The following is an 18871-nucleotide window of genomic DNA, read 5'->3' on the forward strand; positions in this document are numbered from 1 at the left end:
TGACGTTGCAATGGTAATCAGATAGCAGTATGCAAGATGCTGCGCCCTGCATGACCGTTCTTTCACAAAGCCAGAATTGCCGGCCACCTACCCTCCTCTCATGCCCATCCCCGACGACGACCACATCTACCAGAAGGCGCAGCTGGCCCCCATGACCGTTGCGGAAATCAATGAACTCACCCGCCGGGCCCGCGCCCTACCCCCCAGCGGCGACCAAACCCATGTGCTGGTGCCCGATGGCGAAGACCCCTGGGTTATTGCCCACGAAAACCAGCTGTACTACTGCACCGTGGACCGTTCGAAGCGGCAAATACTGGTCGCCCGGTTTTCCAGCCTCCCGGAAATGGCCACGGCGGAGCTGGTGCAGGTGTGGCCCGGCCCGGAGGGCCCTACCCCTGAATTCGTGGAAATATGGGCCCCGGAGCTGCAGTGGGTTGACGGCAACTGGTACATCTACTTCGCGCTTTACAACGCCCGCAACGGCGAGGAACGCCTCTACACCTTGCAAGCCACCAGCCCCGACGCCCAGGGCAGCTACAAGTTCAAAGGCCAGCTGGAAATCCCGACGGACCGCTGGGCCATTGACGGCTCGGTGCTGCCCATGCCCGACGGGCAGCTGTACTTCATATGGTCGGGCTGGGAGGGCTTCTCCAACACCAGCCAGAACCTCTACATCGCCCGGATGAGCAACCCCTATACCATTGCCTCCGACCGGGTGTGTATTTCGCGGCCCGAGCACTCCTGGGAAAAGCAGGGCTACCCCTACGTGAATGAGGGCCCGCAGGCCCTGGTACGCAACGGCCGCATCTTTATCATCTACTCCGCCAGCGGCAGCTGGACCGACGACTACTGCCTGGGCCAGCTTACCTACCTCGGCGGCGACCCGCTAGACCCGGCCTCCTGGCGCAAGGAGCCTCAACCCGTCTTTTCGAAAACCGACACCATCTTCGGCCCCGGCCACGCCTCGTTTGTGCAGATTGAGGGACAGGATTACATCATTTACCATGCTGCCCGCAGCAGCCAGGCCGGGTGGGCCCGCCAGATCCGGGCCAAGCCCTTTACCTGGCACAAAAACGGCTCGCCAGATTTTGGCGAGCCGCTGTAGCTGAAAGGCCTCTGGCTACAGATGCCATGCACCGGGGTGCCTACCCCTTAAGCAGGCTTCAACCTCCTGAGCGCACCTGATCAGCTTTCATTTCCCGTTGGGCAGCTTTTAGCTGGTGCTTTTTAGCTTGTAGCCGCTCCTGCTCACTTTTAGCCCGCAGCTTGGCCTCCTCGGTTACCCGCTCCTGCTCCTGAATTTCGCTTCGCAGCGACTCTATCCGTTGCTGGTCGCCGGTTATCATGGAGCCGGAGGTGGTGCCAGCGCCGGTGCTGCCGGAACCAGAGTTGAAAATAGAGCAGCCGATGATGGCCGGTAGTAGCAGCAATAAGCCGCCAGCAAGTGCATTTTTGAGTACACGCATAGTCGTAGGTAGATATGGTACTCTCTACTGTACCCACCCGATTACCTATTAGTTACTGTCGAGCAAATATTTATTTATCAGCATCTTATACTTACACCCATCTGTATTCTGATTATGATGAAGTAATTGGGCGCGCCGGATTGGCTCCCTGGTTCAGCCCGAAGCGGCTCCGGGACCAGGCCATTTACAGCCCGGCAACATCCGGAATGTATTGGCGGGCTTCTAGGTTACCTTTGTAGTTGCCATGGCCCCGCTAGTTTCGGGGTTGCTTCTGCTACCGGCCCATTCGTAGTACATGAAAATTCTCCGCGTCCGCTTTTACAATCTGAACTCCCTGCGCGGGGAGCATACCGTTGATTTCAGCCAAACCCCGCTTTCCGATGCGGGCTTGTTTGCCATTACCGGCCCTACCGGCGCGGGCAAAACCACCATTCTCGATGCCATTACCCTGGCCCTCTATGGTCAGGTGCCGCGCCACGAAACCAGCGGCCCCGAGCACGTGATGAGCCACGGCACCGGTGAAAGCTGGGCCGAGGTGGAGTTTGAAGTAAACGGCCAGCAGTACCGCAGCAAGTGGGGCCAGTACCGCGCCCGTAAGCGCCCCGAGGGCAAGCTCCAGGACCCCAAAATGGAGCTGAGCGAGCGGAAAGTAGCCGATAACGGCGAGGAAACCTGGCCTTTCCTCGAAACGATGAAGCGCAACGTACCCGTGCGCATAGCGGAACTGAGCGGACTAGAGTACAAGCAGTTTCTGCGCTCCGTGCTCCTGGCTCAGGGCGACTTCACCCGCTTCCTGAAAGCCCCGGCCGGCGAGCGGGCCCAGCTCCTGGAAAAGATTACCGACACCCGCAAATACTCCGACATTTCGCGGGCCGCCTTCGAGCAGGCCAAGCAGGAAAGCCTGAAAGCGGACCAGCTGCGGGCCGGGCTGGCTGGCGTGACGTTGCTTTCCCCGGAGGAGGTAGCGTTTCTGGAGGAAGAAGCCCAGCAGCTCACCACCCAGCTAAGCGCGGCCACCACCGCCCAGGAGCAGCTGCGCGAGGCCCGGCAGTGGCACCTGCGCCGGCAGGAGCTCCGCCGGAAGCTGGAAGCCACCCAGCAGCGTCAGCAGCAGCTCACTACCCAGGCCGAGACGCTGGAACCTCTGCGCCAGCGCCTGGCTTTGCACCAGCAGGCCGCCCCCTTCGCTACCGACTACGCCCTGCTGCGCCAAACCGATGAGCAGCTAGCGCGCCTGCGCCGGGACGCCGAGCAGCTACGCGGGCAGCTGCCCCAGCTACAGGAGCGCCGCACCACCGCCGAAACCGCCCGTACCAGCGCCCAGCACACTTACGCGCAAGCCGCCGCCACCAAGGACCAGCAGGACCCCAAGCTGCGGGAAGCCGAACTGCTGGACCATCAGATTCGGGAAAAGCAGCAGCGCCTGGAGCAGGGCAAGCAGGAATATCAGGAGCAAAATCAGCTCTGGAAGCAGCAAAACCAGGAGGCCACCCAGGCCGACGCCCAAAGCAAAGAGCAGCGCCAGCAGGTGCGGGAGCTGCGCGAGTGGCTGCTGCCGCGCACCGTGCTTGGCACCATAGCCGAGGCCCTGCCGCCCCTGAGCGGCTACCTGCAGGACTGGCAGTACATTCAGACGGAGCTGGCCGAGTTGGGCCGAACCCTGAAGCAGCGCCAGCAGCAGCTGGCCGCTGCCACGGCCACCGAGCAAACCAGCGCCGAGCTGCTGCGCGCAGCCCAAACCCAGCTGACCACGGCCACTGAGCAGCAATCCGCCGCCACCGCCGCCCGCCTCGACTGGCGCCACCAGCTTAGCCACCACGTAGCCCGCCTGCACCGTGAGGAGGAAACGCTAGAAAAAAGTCTGCAGGATCTGCGGCGGCTCATGCACGCCCATCAGCTAATCCTGACCCACGAAGATGCCCGCCAGCACCTGCACGCCGGGGAGCCCTGCCCGTTATGCGGGGCTCTGGAGCACCCCTACGCGGCCGGTGTGCTGGGGGTGAGTGAGGATTCTCTACTTCGGGACCGGGAGCGGGAACAGGCGCTTACCCAGCAAACGGTAGCCCTGAAAGGCCGCATCAACCGGCTAGTAAGCATCAGCGGGCTGCTGGACACCGACACCCTCCCGACTACCCCCGCCGACGCCGTGCTGCGCTGGCTGACGGAGGAAGAGGAAACCACCGTGCCGGGCATCGTGCGCGGACTGGTGCAGGAGCTCCGTACCCTGGAGCAGCAGCAGCAGCAGGCCCGCCTGGCCCAAACCCAGGCCGAAGCCGACCAGCGCAACGCCCGCCAGCAGCAGCAGCAACTGCAAATAGAGCTCAAGGAGCTGGAGCTGCGCCTGCAGGATGCCCAGGAGCAGGCGCCTAAAATCAAGGAAATCATCGGCAGCCTGCTGAAGTCGTTCGGGCTGGAATTTTCCGGCGAAAACGGCCCCGAGCTAGTGCGCCGCCTGGAGCAGGCCGGCGCTACTTACCGCCAAAAGCTGCAGCAGGCCGAAAAGCTGGAATGGGACCTGGAAGTAAACCAAGAGCGGGCCAACGCTGCCAAACAGCGCCGCGACGAGCTGCAGCAGTGGCTTAGCCAGCGGAAAACCGAGCTGCACAGAGCCCACACGGAGCTGCAACAGCAGCAGGAGCGCCGCCAGGAGCTGCTGCCAGATGCGGACGTGGCTCGTGCCCGGCAGCAGCTGGAAGAAGCCGTCCGCGCCGCCGATCAGCGCCGCCAGCAGGCCGAGCAACAGTTTCAGCAGCATGATACGGCCCTCACTGTGGCCGCCGCCCGCCTGCGCCAGCACGAGCAGGATGCCGGGCAGCAGCAGCAAACCCGGGAGGAGTGCTTCGCTACCTTAACTACGGCCCTCACCGCCGCCGGCCTCTCGCCCGACCCGGCCGCGCTGCCGGCCCTGCTCCTACCCCCCACGGAGCTGCAAACCCTGCAAACCCAGCTGCGCCGCCACGAGCAGGAAACCGCCCTGGCCGCGCAAACCCTGCAGGAAACTACCCAACAGCTGGAGCAGGAAGATGCCCGGGCCCGCACCCCTGAGCCCCTGGAAAGTATCGACGACCAACTCAGCTCTACCAACCAGCAGCTGGCCTCCCTGAATCAGCAGCTGGGGCAGCGGCAGGAGCGCCTGAGCAGCCACCGCGCCGGACAGGAGCGCCACGCCGCCCTGGCCGCCGAGCTGGAAAAGCAGCAGCAGCAGGCCCGCCGCTGGCGCCAGCTGGCCGAGCTGATTGGCTCCGCCGATGGCAAGAAGTTCAGCGAGTTTGCCCAGGGCCTCACGCTGGCGCGCCTCGTGGAGCTAGCCAACCGCCACCTGCACCGCTTCACCGACCGGTACCGCATTCAGCGCAATCCAGAGCAGCACCTCGACCTCCTGATTCAGGATGAGTACCAGGCCGGCGCGGTGCGCACCATGAACTCGCTGTCGGGTGGTGAGAGCTTCCTGGTGAGTCTGGCTCTGGCCCTGGGCCTCTCGGAGCTGGCCGGCCGCCGCACCCAGATTGACACCCTCTTCATTGACGAGGGCTTCGGTACTCTGGACCCCGATACGCTGGACGTGGCCCTCTCGGCCCTGGAAATGCTGCAGGGCACGGGCAAAACCATCGGCATCATCTCGCACGTTGAGGCGCTGAAGGAGCGCGTCACGACCCAGATCAGCGTCCGGAAGGGTGCGGGCGGCGTCAGCTCCCTGCAGGTGCTGGGCTTCGGACAGGAAGTGTAGCTGCTGATAATAAACTGTCATCCTGAGCAAAGCGAGGAATCTGGCCGAAACGGTTCAACGATTCAACCCAGATTCCTCGCTCCGCTCAGAATGACACTACTTACCTTCTCCTGCCTCCCGGATTTCGGCCCAGCTCCAGTAGCGCCGGGGTTCAACCCCAGCGTAGCCGGCCCGGAAAAACGCTACTACCTCTGCCTCCAGCCGCTCCGCCGGAATAGAGGAAGCATGGATGGGCCGTTGGTCGGGGTCGGCGTAGCGCTGGGGTTTGGTGAGGGTTTTGCCATCCAGGCGCAGCAGCGGGCCGGTATCGGTAACGCCATCGAAGGTCCAGCGGTGCGGTGCCAGCTCCTGGTCGTTGAGGCGGGTTGCCAGGCCCGTGAGGGGTAGGCGCGGCAGCGTGGGGCGGCTTTCCAGATCAATCCAAGTGGTGTACCTGTACTCGAATTCGTAGCGCTGCCCATCGTACAGGCTCAGTACCATATCGGCGCCGGCCGTGGCGCCAAACAGAGCGTAGTAAGGCAGCGGCGCGGGGGTGCGCACCACCACGAGCCCTACCTCGGGGTAGCGGCGCAACGTGGTAGCGGGGCTTTGCATCAGGGCCACGCCCTGCTTCACGCGCTGATACTCCGGCTCCCACACTGCCCGAACAGCTTCCGGATTACGCAACACTTCGGCAAAGCGCGGCAGAAACCACCCGAACTTCTCAGCCGAAGCCTCGTCTTCCCGCTGGCGCCGGGCCGGGGCGCCGAAAGGCTCGTAGAAGCGGGTCTTTTCCTCGGCATTTAGCCAGCACACCAGCTGCAGGGCGTGGTTGGCGAGCGAGTCAGCCCAGTTTATTTCGCGGAAGTCGCCGAGGGTGGCCACCAGCCGCAGCAGGTGCTCGTGCTCCAGGGCCAGCGCGGGGTTCAGCAGGGCCCAGACGCCCACAAACCCATCCACGTCAAAATGATTAGCCGTAACGGCCTGGGCTTCCAGGCCGGGGGTAGCGGGCTGGTGCAAGGCCCGCAGCACGGAACCGGCGCTGGTATCGTCGCGCAGGAGCTCCGGGGTGGCCGCGCCGCGCCAGTGGGCCAGCGTCAGGGCCGCGCCGGTGCCGGTGCTATCTACTACAATGGTGGGCTGCTGCCGCAGCCGGCGAAAAGAAACAAAGTGCTTTGGGGTCATGGCGGGGGTAGGAAGCCGCCCAAAGGTAAGGCCCGCAGCCTACCCCCGGCGGGCCCGGCGGTTGCTGATGCGCTCCACCCGGTTGCGCCGCACCCAGTGCAGGTACTTCTGCAGCTCCTCGGCCCCGCGCAGGCTTTCTACGGTGTTGTAGCGCCGGGCCAGCTCGCGGTTGGTGAGCAGCAAATGCACCGTGCTATGGCAGGGCTGGCACAGATCCACGACGGGGCCGTAGCGGCCGCCTTCTTCGCGGGGTACCAAATGATGACGCGAGGTATGCTGCACTTCTCGCTCGCACAAGCCGCACCGCGTTTCCGCTGATAAGGGCTCCGGTAACGTCCATCCGTGCTTTTTTCTTCGCATTGCTTCTTATTTTTCTGCTATCCGCTACTATAACACTATGGCAGCCGGCCGGATTCATTCTTGCTATTTTGATAAAATAAGAATCAAAATTTTGTTTGTGCTTTCAAATAACATCTATATTTGGTTGCGCCTCAGCTGCATACACCACGCAGAGGGGGCCACGGCTTCATTTCATTCGTTTCTCTCTTCAGACAACTACTGTTTTTTCACCTTTTACCGTTTTTCTATGCGCGTTTCTACTCCTGCTTTCTCTTTGTCTCGTGTGTTGCGGGTAGCAGGGTTGCTACTGGCACTGATGATTTTCTCGCCTACTACCTCCAAGGCACAAACGTGGCTGGTTTCGACGGATGCCTACGTGAAGCTGGGCGTAGTGGACAAGTTCAGCCAACTAGGCGCTTACACCGCTAAGTTTGTGGTTATCAACCAGGAAACAGGCAAAGAGTACACCCTCTCCAAGCAAATCCCCAAAGGCCAGAACGGCGTGGACGTTATTTTCCCCTCGGAGCCGTCGGAGGCCGACTACTTCAAGACCGACAGTGGCGAAGCCGCCGCTGCCCGTCCCGGCCGCTACACCTGGGAATGCCAGGTTGGCGGAAAAAAAGTGGTTGGGGGACGCTTTAGTTTTTCTGAAGTCGCAAATGATGTTACCTTGCTAGGCAAGAACTAACCCCCTCCTCTTCACCCACTCACTTACAAGGGAAAGCCCGGTGTTGCAGCACCGGGCTTTTTTGTGCTTCCCTCCCCGGAAAAACCCGTCACCCGGCCCGCTTTCCTGCGTAAAAGCCGGAGCGGCGGCGCGGTGCCAGCCGGCTTTTTGTGGTTGTATCGCATGCCGAAGAAATCGTTTTCCGAGCTCATCAACAGCCCCGGTATGCCGGTGCTGGTTGATTTTTATGCCGATTGGTGCGGCCCCTGCAAAACCATGGCTCCTATTCTGGAGCAGGTAGCGGCCCAGCACCAGGGCAAAATCAAAGTCATCAAGATTGATGTGGACCGCAACCCGGCGGCCGCCCAGCAGTTCCGGGTGCAAAGCATTCCGACCCTGATTCTGTTCCGGCAGGGCCAGCCGGTGTGGCGGCAGGCGGGCGTAGTTTCGGCTCAGCAGTTGGGCCAGGTGGTGCAGGGCGTGCTGAAGTAAGCCGGCGCGGAACCGGGAGTAAACTTACCGGGTGCCGTGAGGGTTGGGTAGAGTGTCCGTACTTTTGGACTCCTCTGTACTCCTGCCTCGAATGACCCTACGGCTCACTATTTTAAGTATTGTATTTCTGCTGGGCACGGTACTACCGCCACGCTTGCAGGCCCAGGTCCGGCATCAGCTGTCCGGGGTGGTGCGCGCCGCGGCAGGCGCGGGTGAGCCGCTGCCCGGCGCTACGGTGGCCGTGCCCGCGCTGGGGATTGGCACCACCACCGCCGATGATGGCTCGTACGTGCTGACGCTGCCGGCCGGCCGCCACCAGGTAGTAATTTCCTTTATTGGCTACACGACCCAAACCCGCGACGTAAATCTTACCCGCGACCAGCGCCTGGCCTTTCAGCTGGCTGAGGCGGGCAACGAGCTGGGCGAGGTAGTGATTGAGGGCTCGGGTTCTTTGGAGCAGAAGCTGCAAACCACCCAGATGAGCGTGGAGCGCATTACGGCCCGCGAGGCGCGGCTGCTGCCGGCTTTGTTCGGGGAGGTGGACATTCTGAAAACCCTGCAGTTGAAGCCCGGCGTGCAGAACGGCGGCGAGGGCACCTCGGGCCTGTTTGTGCGCGGCGGCTCCGCCGACCAGAACCTGGTGCTCCTGGACGATGCGCTGGTGTACAACCCCAGCCACCTGTTCGGGCTGTTTTCGGTGTTCAACTCCGATGCCGTGCAGTCGGTGGATTTGTACAAAGGAGGGTTTCCGGCCCAGTACGGGGGTAGGCTTTCCTCGGTGGTGGATGTGAAAATGCGCCCCGGCAACCCCGAGAAGTTCACGACCAGCGGAGGGCTGGGCCTGATTTCCTCGCGCCTGACCCTGGAAGGACCTATCAAGAAAGGCAAAGGGGCGTTTCTGGTGTCGGGGCGGCGCACGTACTTCGATGTGTTTACCCGCCAGATCAACAAGCTCAACAACGACGACCCCGACTACAACCCCATTCCCGACTACTATTTCTACGATTTCAACGCCAAAGCCAACTATAAGCTCGGCAGCAAGGACGAGCTGTTCCTGACCGGCTACCTGGGCAACGACGTGTTCGGGTTCAACTCCCAGAATGGCTTCAACTTCGATTTCAACTGGGGTAATACGGTGGCGGCCCTGCGCTGGAACCACGTGTTCAGCCCCCGGCTGTTTCTGAATACCACGGCCTCGCTGACCAAATACAAATACCAGATCAGCAACAAGCTCGACCAGTTCGGCTTTAACCTTTCCTCCGACATCCGGGACCTGACCCTGCGCTCCGACCTGGACTATACTCCCAACGAACGGCATGCCCTGCGCTTTGGGGTTACGGCCACGCACCACCGCTTCGGGACGGGCCGCCTGCAGGCTGGCTCCCAGGATGGCAGCGTTAACTTTGGCTCCGATATTACTTACTACGGCACCGAGGCCGGCCTCTACGCCTCTGACACCTACAAGCCCTCCGAGAAGCTGCAGCTGGAGTACGGCCTGCGCCTCTCGGGCTTTAAGTCGGGCTCCGATGCGTACGGCGGGCTGGAGCCGCGGGCAGCGGCCCGCTACTCGCTTACGCCCAACGTATCCCTGAAAGGCAGCTACGCCCTGATGTACCAGTATGTGCACCTGGTCACGAACACGGGCGCCTCGCTGCCGACGGATATCTGGTACCCCTCGCGGCAGTCGGTGAAGCCCCAGCGCAGCCAGCAGGTAGCGGGCGGCGTAAGCTGGCTGCTCGGCGACGGGCGCTACCTGCTCACGAATGAGGTGTACTACAAGTGGGCCCAGCGCCAGATTGATTTCAAGGACGGGGCCCAGCTGTTCGTGAACCCTGAGCTGGACTCGGAATTCCTGTTCGGGAAGGGTTGGGCTTACGGCAACGAGCTGTACTTGGAGAAAAAGCAGGGCCGCACCACCGGCTGGGTGGGCTACACACTTTCTTGGACCAAGCGGCAGTTTCCGGCCCAGCGCGGCACTAACGGCATCAACAACGGCCGCCCCTTCTACCCTACCTACGACCGGCGCCACAACCTCACGGTAGTGGTCCTGCACCAGCTGAATCAGCGCATCAACCTCACGGGCTCGTTTGTGTTTACCTCCGGGGCCGCCACTACCCTGCCGCTGGCCCGCTTCGCGTTTCAGGACACGCCCGGTTCCAACCCCGGGGCGGTGCCCATTTATCCGGAGCGCAACACCTACCGCCTGGCCCCTTACAACCGCCTGGATCTGGGGCTGGTGTACAAGCTCAAGCCCCTGCGGCAGGGCGGCGAATCGGACCTGACGTTTAGCGTGTACAACGCCTACAACCGCCGCAACCCCTACTTCGTGTACTTCGACCAGGTGAAAAACGAGGATACCAATACCGTAATCAACTACCGGGCCCGGCAGGTTTCCCTGTTCCCGGTCATTCCGTCGGTTACTTACAACTTTAAATTCTGAGTGCGGATTATGCGGACTACTTGCTGGATTTCGCGGATTTTAGGGCCGAAAACCCGCCGGCTGCCTGGGGCACTGCTGACCGGGGCGGGCGCGGTAGCAGCCGGACTGCTGAGCAGCTGCGGCCTGCAGAAAGATATTGACGTGGAGCTACCCGCCTACCCCGCCCAGCTGGTGGTAGAAGCCTACCTCGAAAACGGCCGCCTGCCCCGGATAGCCGTGTCGGAGTCGGTGCCTTACCTGGCTGAGCCCCAGGTGCAGGTGCCCACCGATGTGACCGTGGTACTGACCCGGCCCAATGGCACTCGCGACACGCTGCGCTACGCTCCCGGCCTGAACATGAGCACTGATAAGGCCTACACCCACAGCGGCCGCACACGGCTGGTGGCCCGCCCCGGCGACGTGTTTCAGTTGGAGGCCTACGACACCCGGGGCCGGCGCGTAACGGGCTCGGCCACCATGCCGGCGCTGGTGCCCATCGACAATATCCAGTGGCAGTTTGATACGCAGCCCGCCGAGCGGCGGCAGGCCTACCTCACGGTGAAGTTTCAGGACCCGGCCGCTACCACCGACTATTACCGCTTTCAGGTGCACAAGAGCAGCCTCGGCCACGACCCCGACGTGGAATACACCGTGGAAGACCGCCTGACCAACGGCCAGGCCATTACCCTGGGCACGTCCTACGAGTTCAAAGCCAACGATACGCTCTTCGTCACGCTCTACCACCTCGACCGGCCTTACTACCAGTTTCTGCAGTCGGTGCAGGATGCGCGCAACGCCAACGGCAACCCATTTGCCCAGCCTTCGGCGGTCCGGAGCACCGTGACGGGCGGGGTTGGCGTTTTCACGGTGCTCAGCTACCAGCGCCAGCGCGTGATTCTGAGGTAGCGCCTGGGCCTACCCCATAAAAAAAGCGCCGCGGCCCGATGGGTCGCGGCGCTTTTGCGTGTACTAGCGAGCAACCCGCCTACAGCTTTTCCAGCACCCGGCGCAGCAGGGCCGTCAGGCGGGGCTCGGCCACGGCGGCGGTACGCAGAATGTCAGCAATGTCCACCTTCTTGAGCTTGCCGGGGGCACACAAGTCGGTAATAACGGACACGGCCAGCACAGGCAGACCCATATGCACGGCGGCAATAACTTCGGGCACGGTGCTCATACCCACGGCATCGGCCCCAATGGTGCGCAGGTAGCGGTACTCGGCAGGGGTTTCGAGCATGGGGCCGGGTAGGGAAGCATACACCCCGCGGCGCAGATACTGCCCCAGGCCCAGTTCCTGAGCGGCTTCTTCGGCCAGCTGGAGCAGGCCGAGGTCGTAGGGCTCCATCATATCGGGGAAGCGGGGACCCAGCTCGTCGAGGTTTCGGCCGATGAGGGGGTTGGTGGGCTGCAGGTTGATGTGGTCCTCCAGCAGCATCAGGTCGGAGTAGTCGTAATCGGGGTTGAGGCCGCCGCTGGCGTTGCTCACGAACAGGCGCTGAATCCCGAGCAGCTTCATCACGCGCACCGGAAACACCACCTGCTCCATGGTATAGCCCTCGTAGTAGTGGAAACGGCCATGCATCACCAGCACCCGCTTGCCGGCCAGGGTGCCCGCCAGCAGCTCACCGGCGTGGCTTTCCACCGTAGAAACCGGGAAGTGCGGAATATCGGCGTAGCTGAAGCGGTGGGCTACCTCCACTTCTTTGGCCAAAGCCCCCAGGCCCGTACCGAGGATGATGCCCGCTTCGGGCTGGAAGGCTTGGAGCGTTTGGCGAAGGTAGGCGGCGGCTTCGTGGAGTTCGTGCATGGAGTAGGAGTTGTCAGTTATCAGTTGCCCGTTGTCAGGATGTCTTAACCGCAAGGTTTGTAAAAAGTCTGTCATCCTGAGCACGGCGAAGGACCTTACCGCGTCAGCACGAGCCGCAATAACGACTTGTTCTGGCGTGATAAGGTCCTTCCCTGTGCTCAGGATGACAGTGGGGGTAGCCGATTAGCTGCTACTTACCATCAACTGCTTACTGCACGTTCACCTCGAACGGCATCCGCATCTGGGCGCCTTTCATTTCTGAGAGCTTTTTGTACTGCTGGTACATGGGGTACATGGGGCCCATTTCCTCGCGCACCATGCGCATTTTGGCTTCCTCGGAGAACGAGCTGAACAGGCTCTCTGCAAAGGACTTCTGGCGCGGCAGCTTCTGGATGCGGTAGTCGCCTTCTTTCAGGTTGGCGCGGCGGGCGGCAATGCGCAGGGCATCGTCGTAGGAGCCCAGCACGTCCACGAGGCCGCGGGCCTTGGCTTCCGTGCCCGACCATACCCGGCCCGAGGCCAGGCGGCGCAGGCGCTCTACCGGCATGCGGCGGCCCTGGGCGGCTTTGGTGGTGAAGTCGGCGTAGATGCGATTGATTTCGGCCTGGAACTGGCTTTGCTCGAAGGGTGTGAGGGCGCGGGTGATGGTGGGGAAGTCAGAGAACTTGCCGGTAGTCACGCGGTCCGTGGTTACGCCAATTTTGTCGCGCAGGAAGGGCTCGATGTTCGGCAGTACGCCAAACACCCCGATGCTGCCCGTGATGGTGGTCGGGTGGGCCACAATCGTGTCGCAGCCCATGGCAATGAAGTAGCCGCCCGAAGCCGCCACGTCCGACATGCTGGCAATAATGGGCTTCACTTTCTTGGTCAGCATCACCTCGCGGTAGATGATGTCGGAAGCCAGCGAAGAGCCGCCGGGCGAGTTGATGCGCAGCACCACGGCCTTCACTTTCTTATCGAGGCGGGCTTTGCGGATGGCCTCGGCAAAGCGGGTGCTGCCGATGCTTTCGTTGCCGCCCTTGCCCGTCACAATGTCACCTTCGGCGTACACCACAGCAATGCGGTTGCCGCTGGTGCTGCCTTCCTCGTCGTCATCATCGGCCTTTTCGTAGTCAGAAAGCTCAATCAGGCTGAGCTTGTCGTCCTTCTCTACCCCCAGCTTGCCCTTCATGTAGTCAGTAGCCTGGTCGTAGTAGCCCAGGTCGGTCACCAGCCCGAGGAGCTTGGCGTCGTCGGCGTTGTGCACCAGCATGGAATCGGAAATAACCTTGAGGCGGGCCGGCGCGATTTTGCGGGCGGCAGCTACCTCGGCCAGCATGGCGTTGTTCATGGAGTTCAGAAACGACGAAGTTTGCAGGCGAGCCGAATCCGACATGTTGGTGCGGAAGTAAGGCTCCACGGCGCTCTTAAACGAACCTACCCGGAAAATCTGGGCCTGAACGCCCAGCTTATCGAACAGGTTTTTGTAGTACATCGTCTCGGAGCTGAGGCCGTTGAACTCCAGCGTACCCTGGGGGTTCAGGTAGATCTTGTCGGCCACGGAGGCGAGGTAGTAGCTTTTCTCCGACTGGGCATCGGTGTACGACACCACAAACTTGCCCGACTTCTTGAAGTCGAGCAGGGCGTTGCGGATTTCCTCCATGGAAGCCATGCCGCCCTGCACCAACTCCAGATTCAGGAAAATGCCCTTGATGTCGTCGTCAGCTTTGGCGCGGCGGATGGCGGCTTTCAACTCATCGAGGCCAATAGAGCTGCTCTGCCCGCCCGTAAAGCCCGACAGTGGGTTGTTGAACTCCCGCTCGCCAATCGGCTTATCGAGCTTAAGCTCCAGCACCGAGTTGCTGGCCACGGTAACTTCTTTGTCGGAGGAAGCAGCGGCGGCAATCAGAGCCACCAGCAGCACAACCCCTACCAGAGCAAACAGCACGAGGCCGGTCAGCGTCGCCAGCACGTACTTAAAAAATTGTCTCATCGTCAGTCAGGAAATTGAATAGTCAGATCGGTCTTGAAACAAAAGTATTGGCTTTTCCTCCCCTATTCCGGCTATTCAACCAACGGGCAGTTTTGGGGCGGGAACGGGCGAGGATTGGGGTGTGAGGGGATTTGTAGGGTAAGAGGGTGTGCGGGTAGGAGTTTAGGAGGGGAGGAGGATGTGAGCCTACGAGCTGAGAGTGAGCGGTGGAATATATGTTGTCATCCTGAGCGCAGCGAAGGACCTCTACCGAGGGTAACCTCTTTGATTAGCCAGAGGTAGAGGTCCTTCGCTGCGCTCAGGATGACAACTCTACTTCCAATTACTCTTGCCTCCAAACTCTTACCTGCACACCCTCTTACCCTCCTACCCCCATATCCTCTCACCCTAAAACTTCCTTCCTAAACTCCTACCCTCCTACCCTCACACCCTATTTAGTATCCATACTTCTCGCCCCACAATTGCCGTAGGCGCTCCTGGGCTTTAGCTTCGGCGGGGTTGTGGCCGGGGCGGTAGAACACGCGGCCACTTAGGGCTTCGGGCAGGAACTCCTGGTAGGCGAAGTTGCCTTCGTAGTCGTGCGAGTACATGTATTGGTTGCCGTAGCCCAGCTCCTCCATGAGCTTGGTGGGCGCGTTGCGCAAGGCAATGGGCACGGGCTGCACGCCCTGCTGGCGCACCAGGGCCCGCGCCTCCCGAATGGCTTTGTAGCTGGCGTTGCTCTTGGGCGAAGTAGCCAGGTACACCACCGTCTGGCCCAGGATAATATCCGACTCCGGCATGCCGATGACCGTTACGGCCTGGAAGCAGCTTTGGGCCAGCATGAGGGCATTGGGGTTGGCCAGGCCCACGTCTTCGGAGGCCAGAATGAGCAGGCGGCGGGCAATAAACTTCACATCTTCGCCGCCTTCCAGCATCACGGCCAGGTAGTACAGCGCCGCGTTGGGGTCGGAGCCGCGGATGCTTTTGATAAAGGCCGAAATGACATCATAGTGCATCTCGCCGCCTTTGTCGTAGCGGGCGAGGTGCTGCTGGGCCAGCTGCTGCACGGCCTCGTCGGTGATGATGATTTCGCCGGTTTCGGGGGTAGGGCGGCTGGCTTCTACTACTATTTCCAGCAGGTTCAGCAGCTTGCGCGCATCGCCGCCGGAAATGGTGAGCAGGGCGTTGTAGTCCTGCACGCGCACCTTCCGCTGTTTCAGAATGTCGTCTTCGGCCAGGGCTTTGTCCACGAGGCTGGTCAGCACGTCCTTGCCCAAGGGCTCCAGCACGTACACCTGGGCTCGGCTCAAAACGGCCGGAATAACCTCAAAAGACGGATTTTCGGTGGTAGCCCCAATGAGCGTGACGACGCCTTGCTCTACGGCTCCCAGCAGCGCATCCTGCTGGCTTTTGCTGAAGCGGTGAATCTCATCAATAAACAACACGGTGCCGCGCTGCTTGCGCGCCCGCTCTATTACCTCGCGCACATCCTTCACCCCCGCATTAATGGCCGACAGCGCCGCGAAGGGCAAACCCAACTCCTGGGCCAGCAGATTCGCCAGCGTGGTTTTGCCTACCCCTGGCGGGCCCCACAGGATAAGCGAGGGCAGGCGGCCGGCGTTGAGGTAGCGGCGCAGCACGCCCTCGGGTCCGATGAGGTGCTGCTGCCCGGCGTACTCCTGCAACGTGCGCGGGCGCATGCGCTCGGCGAGCGGGGCACCGGGGCGCGGCAGGTTGGGCTGGGCGGAGGGGGTAGGGTCAGAATCGAACAGGGAGCCGGTGGCCATAGGAAAGGAAGCTCAGGTGAAAGGCGCCGCACGGAGCCGCAGGTAACGCCCGGCGCCCCGGCGCGGTCTAGCGCCGCCACCGGGCGCCGGGCGCGGGTAACAAAGGTAACTACGGCGCTCAGCGAGTTTGCGCTGCGGTGGCGCTGCGGACTGCTACCTTCGCAGCCAGATGAAAAACTCGTTGAAAGTACACGTGGCCCTGTTTGTGGTAGCCCTGATTTACGCGGCCAACTACAGCATATCCAAGGATGTGATGCCGCGCTACATGGGCCCGTTCGGGTTGGTGCTGCTGCGCGTGGTGGGCGCTACCGTGTTCTTTGGCGTGCTGAGCCGGCTGGTAGCGCCCCACGACCGGATTCAGGGCCGCGCCGACCAGCTGCGGGCGGTGGCCTGCGGGGTGCTGGGCATCGGGCTGAACCAGCTGCTGTTTTTCTCGGGCCTGAACCTGACTTCTCCCATCAACGCCTCCCTTATCCAGACCATTGCCCCGGTGGTAACGGTGCTGGCCTCGGCCGTGCTGCTGGGCGAACGGTTGACCCTGCCCCGACTGCTGGGCATCGGGCTGGCGGGCGTGGGGGCGGCCAGTATCATTCTGAGTCGGGGGCCGGTGGCCGCGGGCGGACAGGATGGCTTTTTGGGCAATCTTTACATCTTGCTCAATGCCACGGCTTTCGGGGTGTACTTAGTGCTGGTGATGCCCCTCATGCGCAAGTACCACCCGTTTACGGTGCTGGCGCGCATTTTCCTGGTGGGGGCCGTGCTGGCCGTGCCCGCCGGCTGGCAGCAGGTGCAGGCCGCCGACTACGCCAGCTTCCCGACAAGTATTTGGGTGGCTATTGCTTACATGGTCATCTGCCTGACCATCTTGGCCTACCTGCTCAATAACTGGGCCCTTAAATACGCTTCGCCTTCCCTGCTGGGCGCTTACATCTACCTGCAGCCGGCGCTGGCCGTGCTCATCGCCGTGGCCCTGGGCAAGGATGCGCTTACGCTCTCGAAAGCTCTGCAGGCCCTGCTGATTTTTGCGGGCGTGTTTTTGGTGAGCCGCAAGCCCCGGCAGCCTCAGCCCGCCCCGGTGCCGCTGGAGCCGGTACAGGACTAACAGAGCCGGCCTACTTGTCCTTTACAATCAAGGCGAGGCATCTGGGTTGTTTTCTTTCAGGTGACCCAGATTTTTCGCTTAGCTCGGAATGATAGGGCGGCTGGTCTGAGGTTGCCAAGGGGGTAGCACGGCACCGACCGCGGCTTCTTTCCGTAGTAGATTTTTTCGGCTATCTGGTCCCGTCTGCCGTTCGGCCAAGGTGCTGTATTGTCCCTCCCCGCTCCCTTCATGCCCCTACCCTCCTCTCCCGCCCCAACGGCCCCGGAAGCCCCGCCTACCCTCTGGACGCCCTTTACTTACGCCATGTTCCGCGCCATCTGGATTGCCTCAGTGGTGTCGAACATTGGTACCTGGATGCAGAACGTGGCGGGCGTCTGGCTGGTCACCACGCTTACTTCCTCGGCGCTGCTGGTGGCCCTCATGCAGACGGCGACCAGCCTGCCCGCCTTCCTGCTGAGTATGCCCGCCGGCGCCATGGCCGACCTCATCGACCGGCGCCGGCTGCTGCTGCTCACACAGGCCTTTATGGCCGTAGTAGCGCTGCTGCTGGGCGTGCTTACGCTGCTGGGCGAAATTTCGGCCCTGGGCGTACTGGCTTTTACCTTTCTGCTGGGCATTGGGGCGGCCATCAACGCGCCCGTGTGGCAAACGGTAACCGTGGAGCTGGTGCCGCGCCGGGTGCTGGGGTTTGCTATTACCCTGAACGGGGTCAGCAACAACATTGCCCGGGCCCTGGGGCCAGCCATTGGTGGCGCCATCATTGCCTACTACTCCCCGGGCTGGGTGTTTCTGGTGAATGCCGTGTCGTTTCTGGGCACGTTTGCCGTGGTGTATGCCTGGAAGCGGGAGGCCGAGGTAAGCAGCGGGCCAATGGAAAACTTTGTCGGGGCTCTGCGGGCGGGGCTGCGCTACGTGCAGTATTCGCCGGCCATTTACGCGGTGCTGGTGCGCACGTTTGCCTTCGCCTTCGGGGCCAGCGCCATGTGGGGGCTGCTGTCGGTAGTCACGGCCCGGCGCCTGCACCTGAGCTCCGATACCTACGGGGTGCTGCTCTCCTGGCTGGGAGCCGGGGCCATTACCGGGGCCTTCCTGATGGGGCGGGCCGGCAATCAGCTCACCTACAACCAGCGCGTGCTCATCGGCTCGGCGGTTTTCGTGGGCACCAACGTGGCCCTGGCCCTGGTTTCTTCGGTGTACTGGCTGTATCCGGTCATGTTCTTTTCGGGCATCGCCTGGCTGATGACCATGACCAGTTTCAGCACCACCGTGCAGCTGCATGTGCCCAAATGGGTGCAGGCCCGGGTGGTGAGCCTGTACATGCTGGTGTTTCAGGCGGGCCTCTCCTTTGGTAGCATGGTGTGGGGCGAGCTGGCCGACCGCACCTCTCTGGAAACCGCCCTGCTGGCTACGGCCGCCTGGATGCTCCTGAGCTTGCTGCTGGCCATTCCCTACCCCATGCGCTCAGCCGAAGGCCTCAACCTGGAGCCCGCCGACCACTGGCCCGCCCCCGCCGTGCCGGGCCCCGATATTGACCCCGACGATGGCCCCGTGGTGGTGATGGTAGAGTACGAGGTGGCCGTGGCGGATCAGCCCGCCTTCCGCGAGGCCGCCGCCCAGCTCACCCGCCTGCGCCTGCGCGACGGTTCCCTGCGGGCCGGCGTCTTCACCGATATTGCCCGGCCTACCCGCATCACCGAGTTTTTTTACGTGGCTACCTGGGGCGAGCACCAGCGCCAGCAGCAGCGCTTCACCAAGGAAGACCAAGCCGTGGAAGCCCGGGTCCGGCAGTTCCATACCGCCCCGGAGCCGCCGCGGGTTACCCGCTTCCTGGCCTTTCCCAAGTCGTTGAATGTAGAAATGACCCCTACCTACGAAACCGGAGAAGGCCCCCAGTAGCCAGGGGGCCGGAGTTTGGCGGCGGTTGCGTAGTATTGGGCCGGGCGGCTGCCA

General features: G+C 62.2%; 14 protein-coding genes. 8 read left to right on the plus strand and 6 right to left on the minus strand.

Going from position 1 to position 18871, the window contains the following annotated elements:
• Window positions 1-100 precede the first annotated feature (100 nt).
• Window positions 101-1105, plus strand: a complete 1005-nt coding sequence (locus FGZ14_RS09940) for a glycoside hydrolase family 43 protein (RefSeq protein WP_139923809.1) — start codon at window positions 101-103, stop codon at window positions 1103-1105.
• 58 nt (window positions 1106-1163) lie between these two features.
• Here the strand turns inward: FGZ14_RS09940 and FGZ14_RS09945 are convergent, their stop codons facing one another.
• A complete protein-coding gene (locus FGZ14_RS09945; RefSeq protein WP_139923811.1) occupies window positions 1164-1466 on the minus strand; it encodes a hypothetical protein in 303 nt (100 codons plus the stop codon).
• A 295-nt stretch (window positions 1467-1761) separates the two neighbouring features.
• On the opposite strand from FGZ14_RS09945, the gene FGZ14_RS22250 reads away from it, so the two are divergent.
• Window positions 1762-5193: an AAA family ATPase gene (locus FGZ14_RS22250; RefSeq protein WP_139923813.1), complete on the plus strand. Its 3432-nt coding sequence runs from the start codon at window positions 1762-1764 to the stop codon at window positions 5191-5193.
• Window positions 5194-5289: 96 nt separating this feature from the next.
• On the opposite strand, the gene FGZ14_RS09955 is transcribed toward FGZ14_RS22250, so the two are convergent.
• Entirely contained in the window at window positions 5290-6357 is a 1068-nt protein-coding gene (locus FGZ14_RS09955) for a DUF6687 family protein (protein ID WP_139923815.1), read from the minus strand.
• A gap of 39 nt (window positions 6358-6396) precedes the next feature.
• Window positions 6397-6615 carry an HNH endonuclease gene (locus tag FGZ14_RS09960; RefSeq protein ID WP_257883200.1) on the minus strand — a complete coding sequence of 73 codons (219 nt, stop codon included), beginning with the start codon at window positions 6613-6615 and terminating at the stop codon, window positions 6397-6399.
• Window positions 6616-6943: 328 nt separating this feature from the next.
• Between FGZ14_RS09960 and FGZ14_RS09965 the strand changes: the two genes are divergently transcribed.
• The 4 genes from FGZ14_RS09965 (at window position 6944) to FGZ14_RS09980 (ending at window position 11180) form a co-directional block, all read left to right on the plus strand.
• Complete coding sequence (locus FGZ14_RS09965; RefSeq protein ID WP_139923819.1) at window positions 6944-7384, plus strand: hypothetical protein; 441 nt, start codon at window positions 6944-6946, stop codon at window positions 7382-7384.
• Between the two features lie 162 nt (window positions 7385-7546).
• On the plus strand, window positions 7547-7855 hold the full coding sequence (trxA, locus tag FGZ14_RS09970; protein ID WP_139923820.1) for a thioredoxin: 309 nt from the start codon (window positions 7547-7549) through the stop codon (window positions 7853-7855).
• Window positions 7856-7946: 91 nt separating this feature from the next.
• Window positions 7947-10295, plus strand: a complete 2349-nt coding sequence (locus FGZ14_RS09975) for a TonB-dependent receptor (protein WP_139923823.1) — start codon at window positions 7947-7949, stop codon at window positions 10293-10295.
• Window positions 10296-10304: 9 nt separating this feature from the next.
• Complete coding sequence (locus FGZ14_RS09980; RefSeq protein WP_139923825.1) at window positions 10305-11180, plus strand: DUF4249 domain-containing protein; 876 nt, start codon at window positions 10305-10307, stop codon at window positions 11178-11180.
• A 79-nt stretch (window positions 11181-11259) separates the two neighbouring features.
• Here the strand turns inward: FGZ14_RS09980 and FGZ14_RS09985 are convergent, their stop codons facing one another.
• The 3 genes from FGZ14_RS09985 to FGZ14_RS09995 form a co-directional block, all read right to left on the minus strand.
• Entirely contained in the window at window positions 11260-12078 is an 819-nt protein-coding gene (locus tag FGZ14_RS09985; RefSeq protein WP_139923827.1) for a purine-nucleoside phosphorylase, read from the minus strand.
• Between the two features lie 208 nt (window positions 12079-12286).
• Window positions 12287-14050 (minus strand): signal peptide peptidase SppA, encoded by a 1764-nt coding sequence (gene sppA, locus FGZ14_RS09990; protein WP_139923829.1) that lies wholly within the window; start codon window positions 14048-14050, stop codon window positions 12287-12289.
• Between the two features lie 434 nt (window positions 14051-14484).
• A complete protein-coding gene (locus FGZ14_RS09995) occupies window positions 14485-15819 on the minus strand; it encodes a replication-associated recombination protein A (RefSeq protein ID WP_139923831.1) in 1335 nt (444 codons plus the stop codon).
• Between the two features lie 169 nt (window positions 15820-15988).
• Between FGZ14_RS09995 and FGZ14_RS10000 the strand changes: the two genes are divergently transcribed.
• Both FGZ14_RS10000 and FGZ14_RS10005 read left to right on the plus strand, forming a co-directional pair.
• Entirely contained in the window at window positions 15989-16921 is a 933-nt protein-coding gene (locus FGZ14_RS10000) for a DMT family transporter (protein WP_139923833.1), read from the plus strand.
• Window positions 16922-17149: 228 nt separating this feature from the next.
• Window positions 17150-18817, plus strand: coding sequence for an MFS transporter (locus FGZ14_RS10005; protein ID WP_139923835.1), 1668 nt, complete (start codon window positions 17150-17152; stop codon window positions 18815-18817).
• Window positions 18818-18871 lie beyond the last annotated feature (54 nt).

This window comes from Hymenobacter sp. DG01 (assembly GCF_006352025.1).
In the GTDB taxonomy this organism is placed as follows: Bacteria; Bacteroidota; Bacteroidia; order Cytophagales; family Hymenobacteraceae; genus Hymenobacter.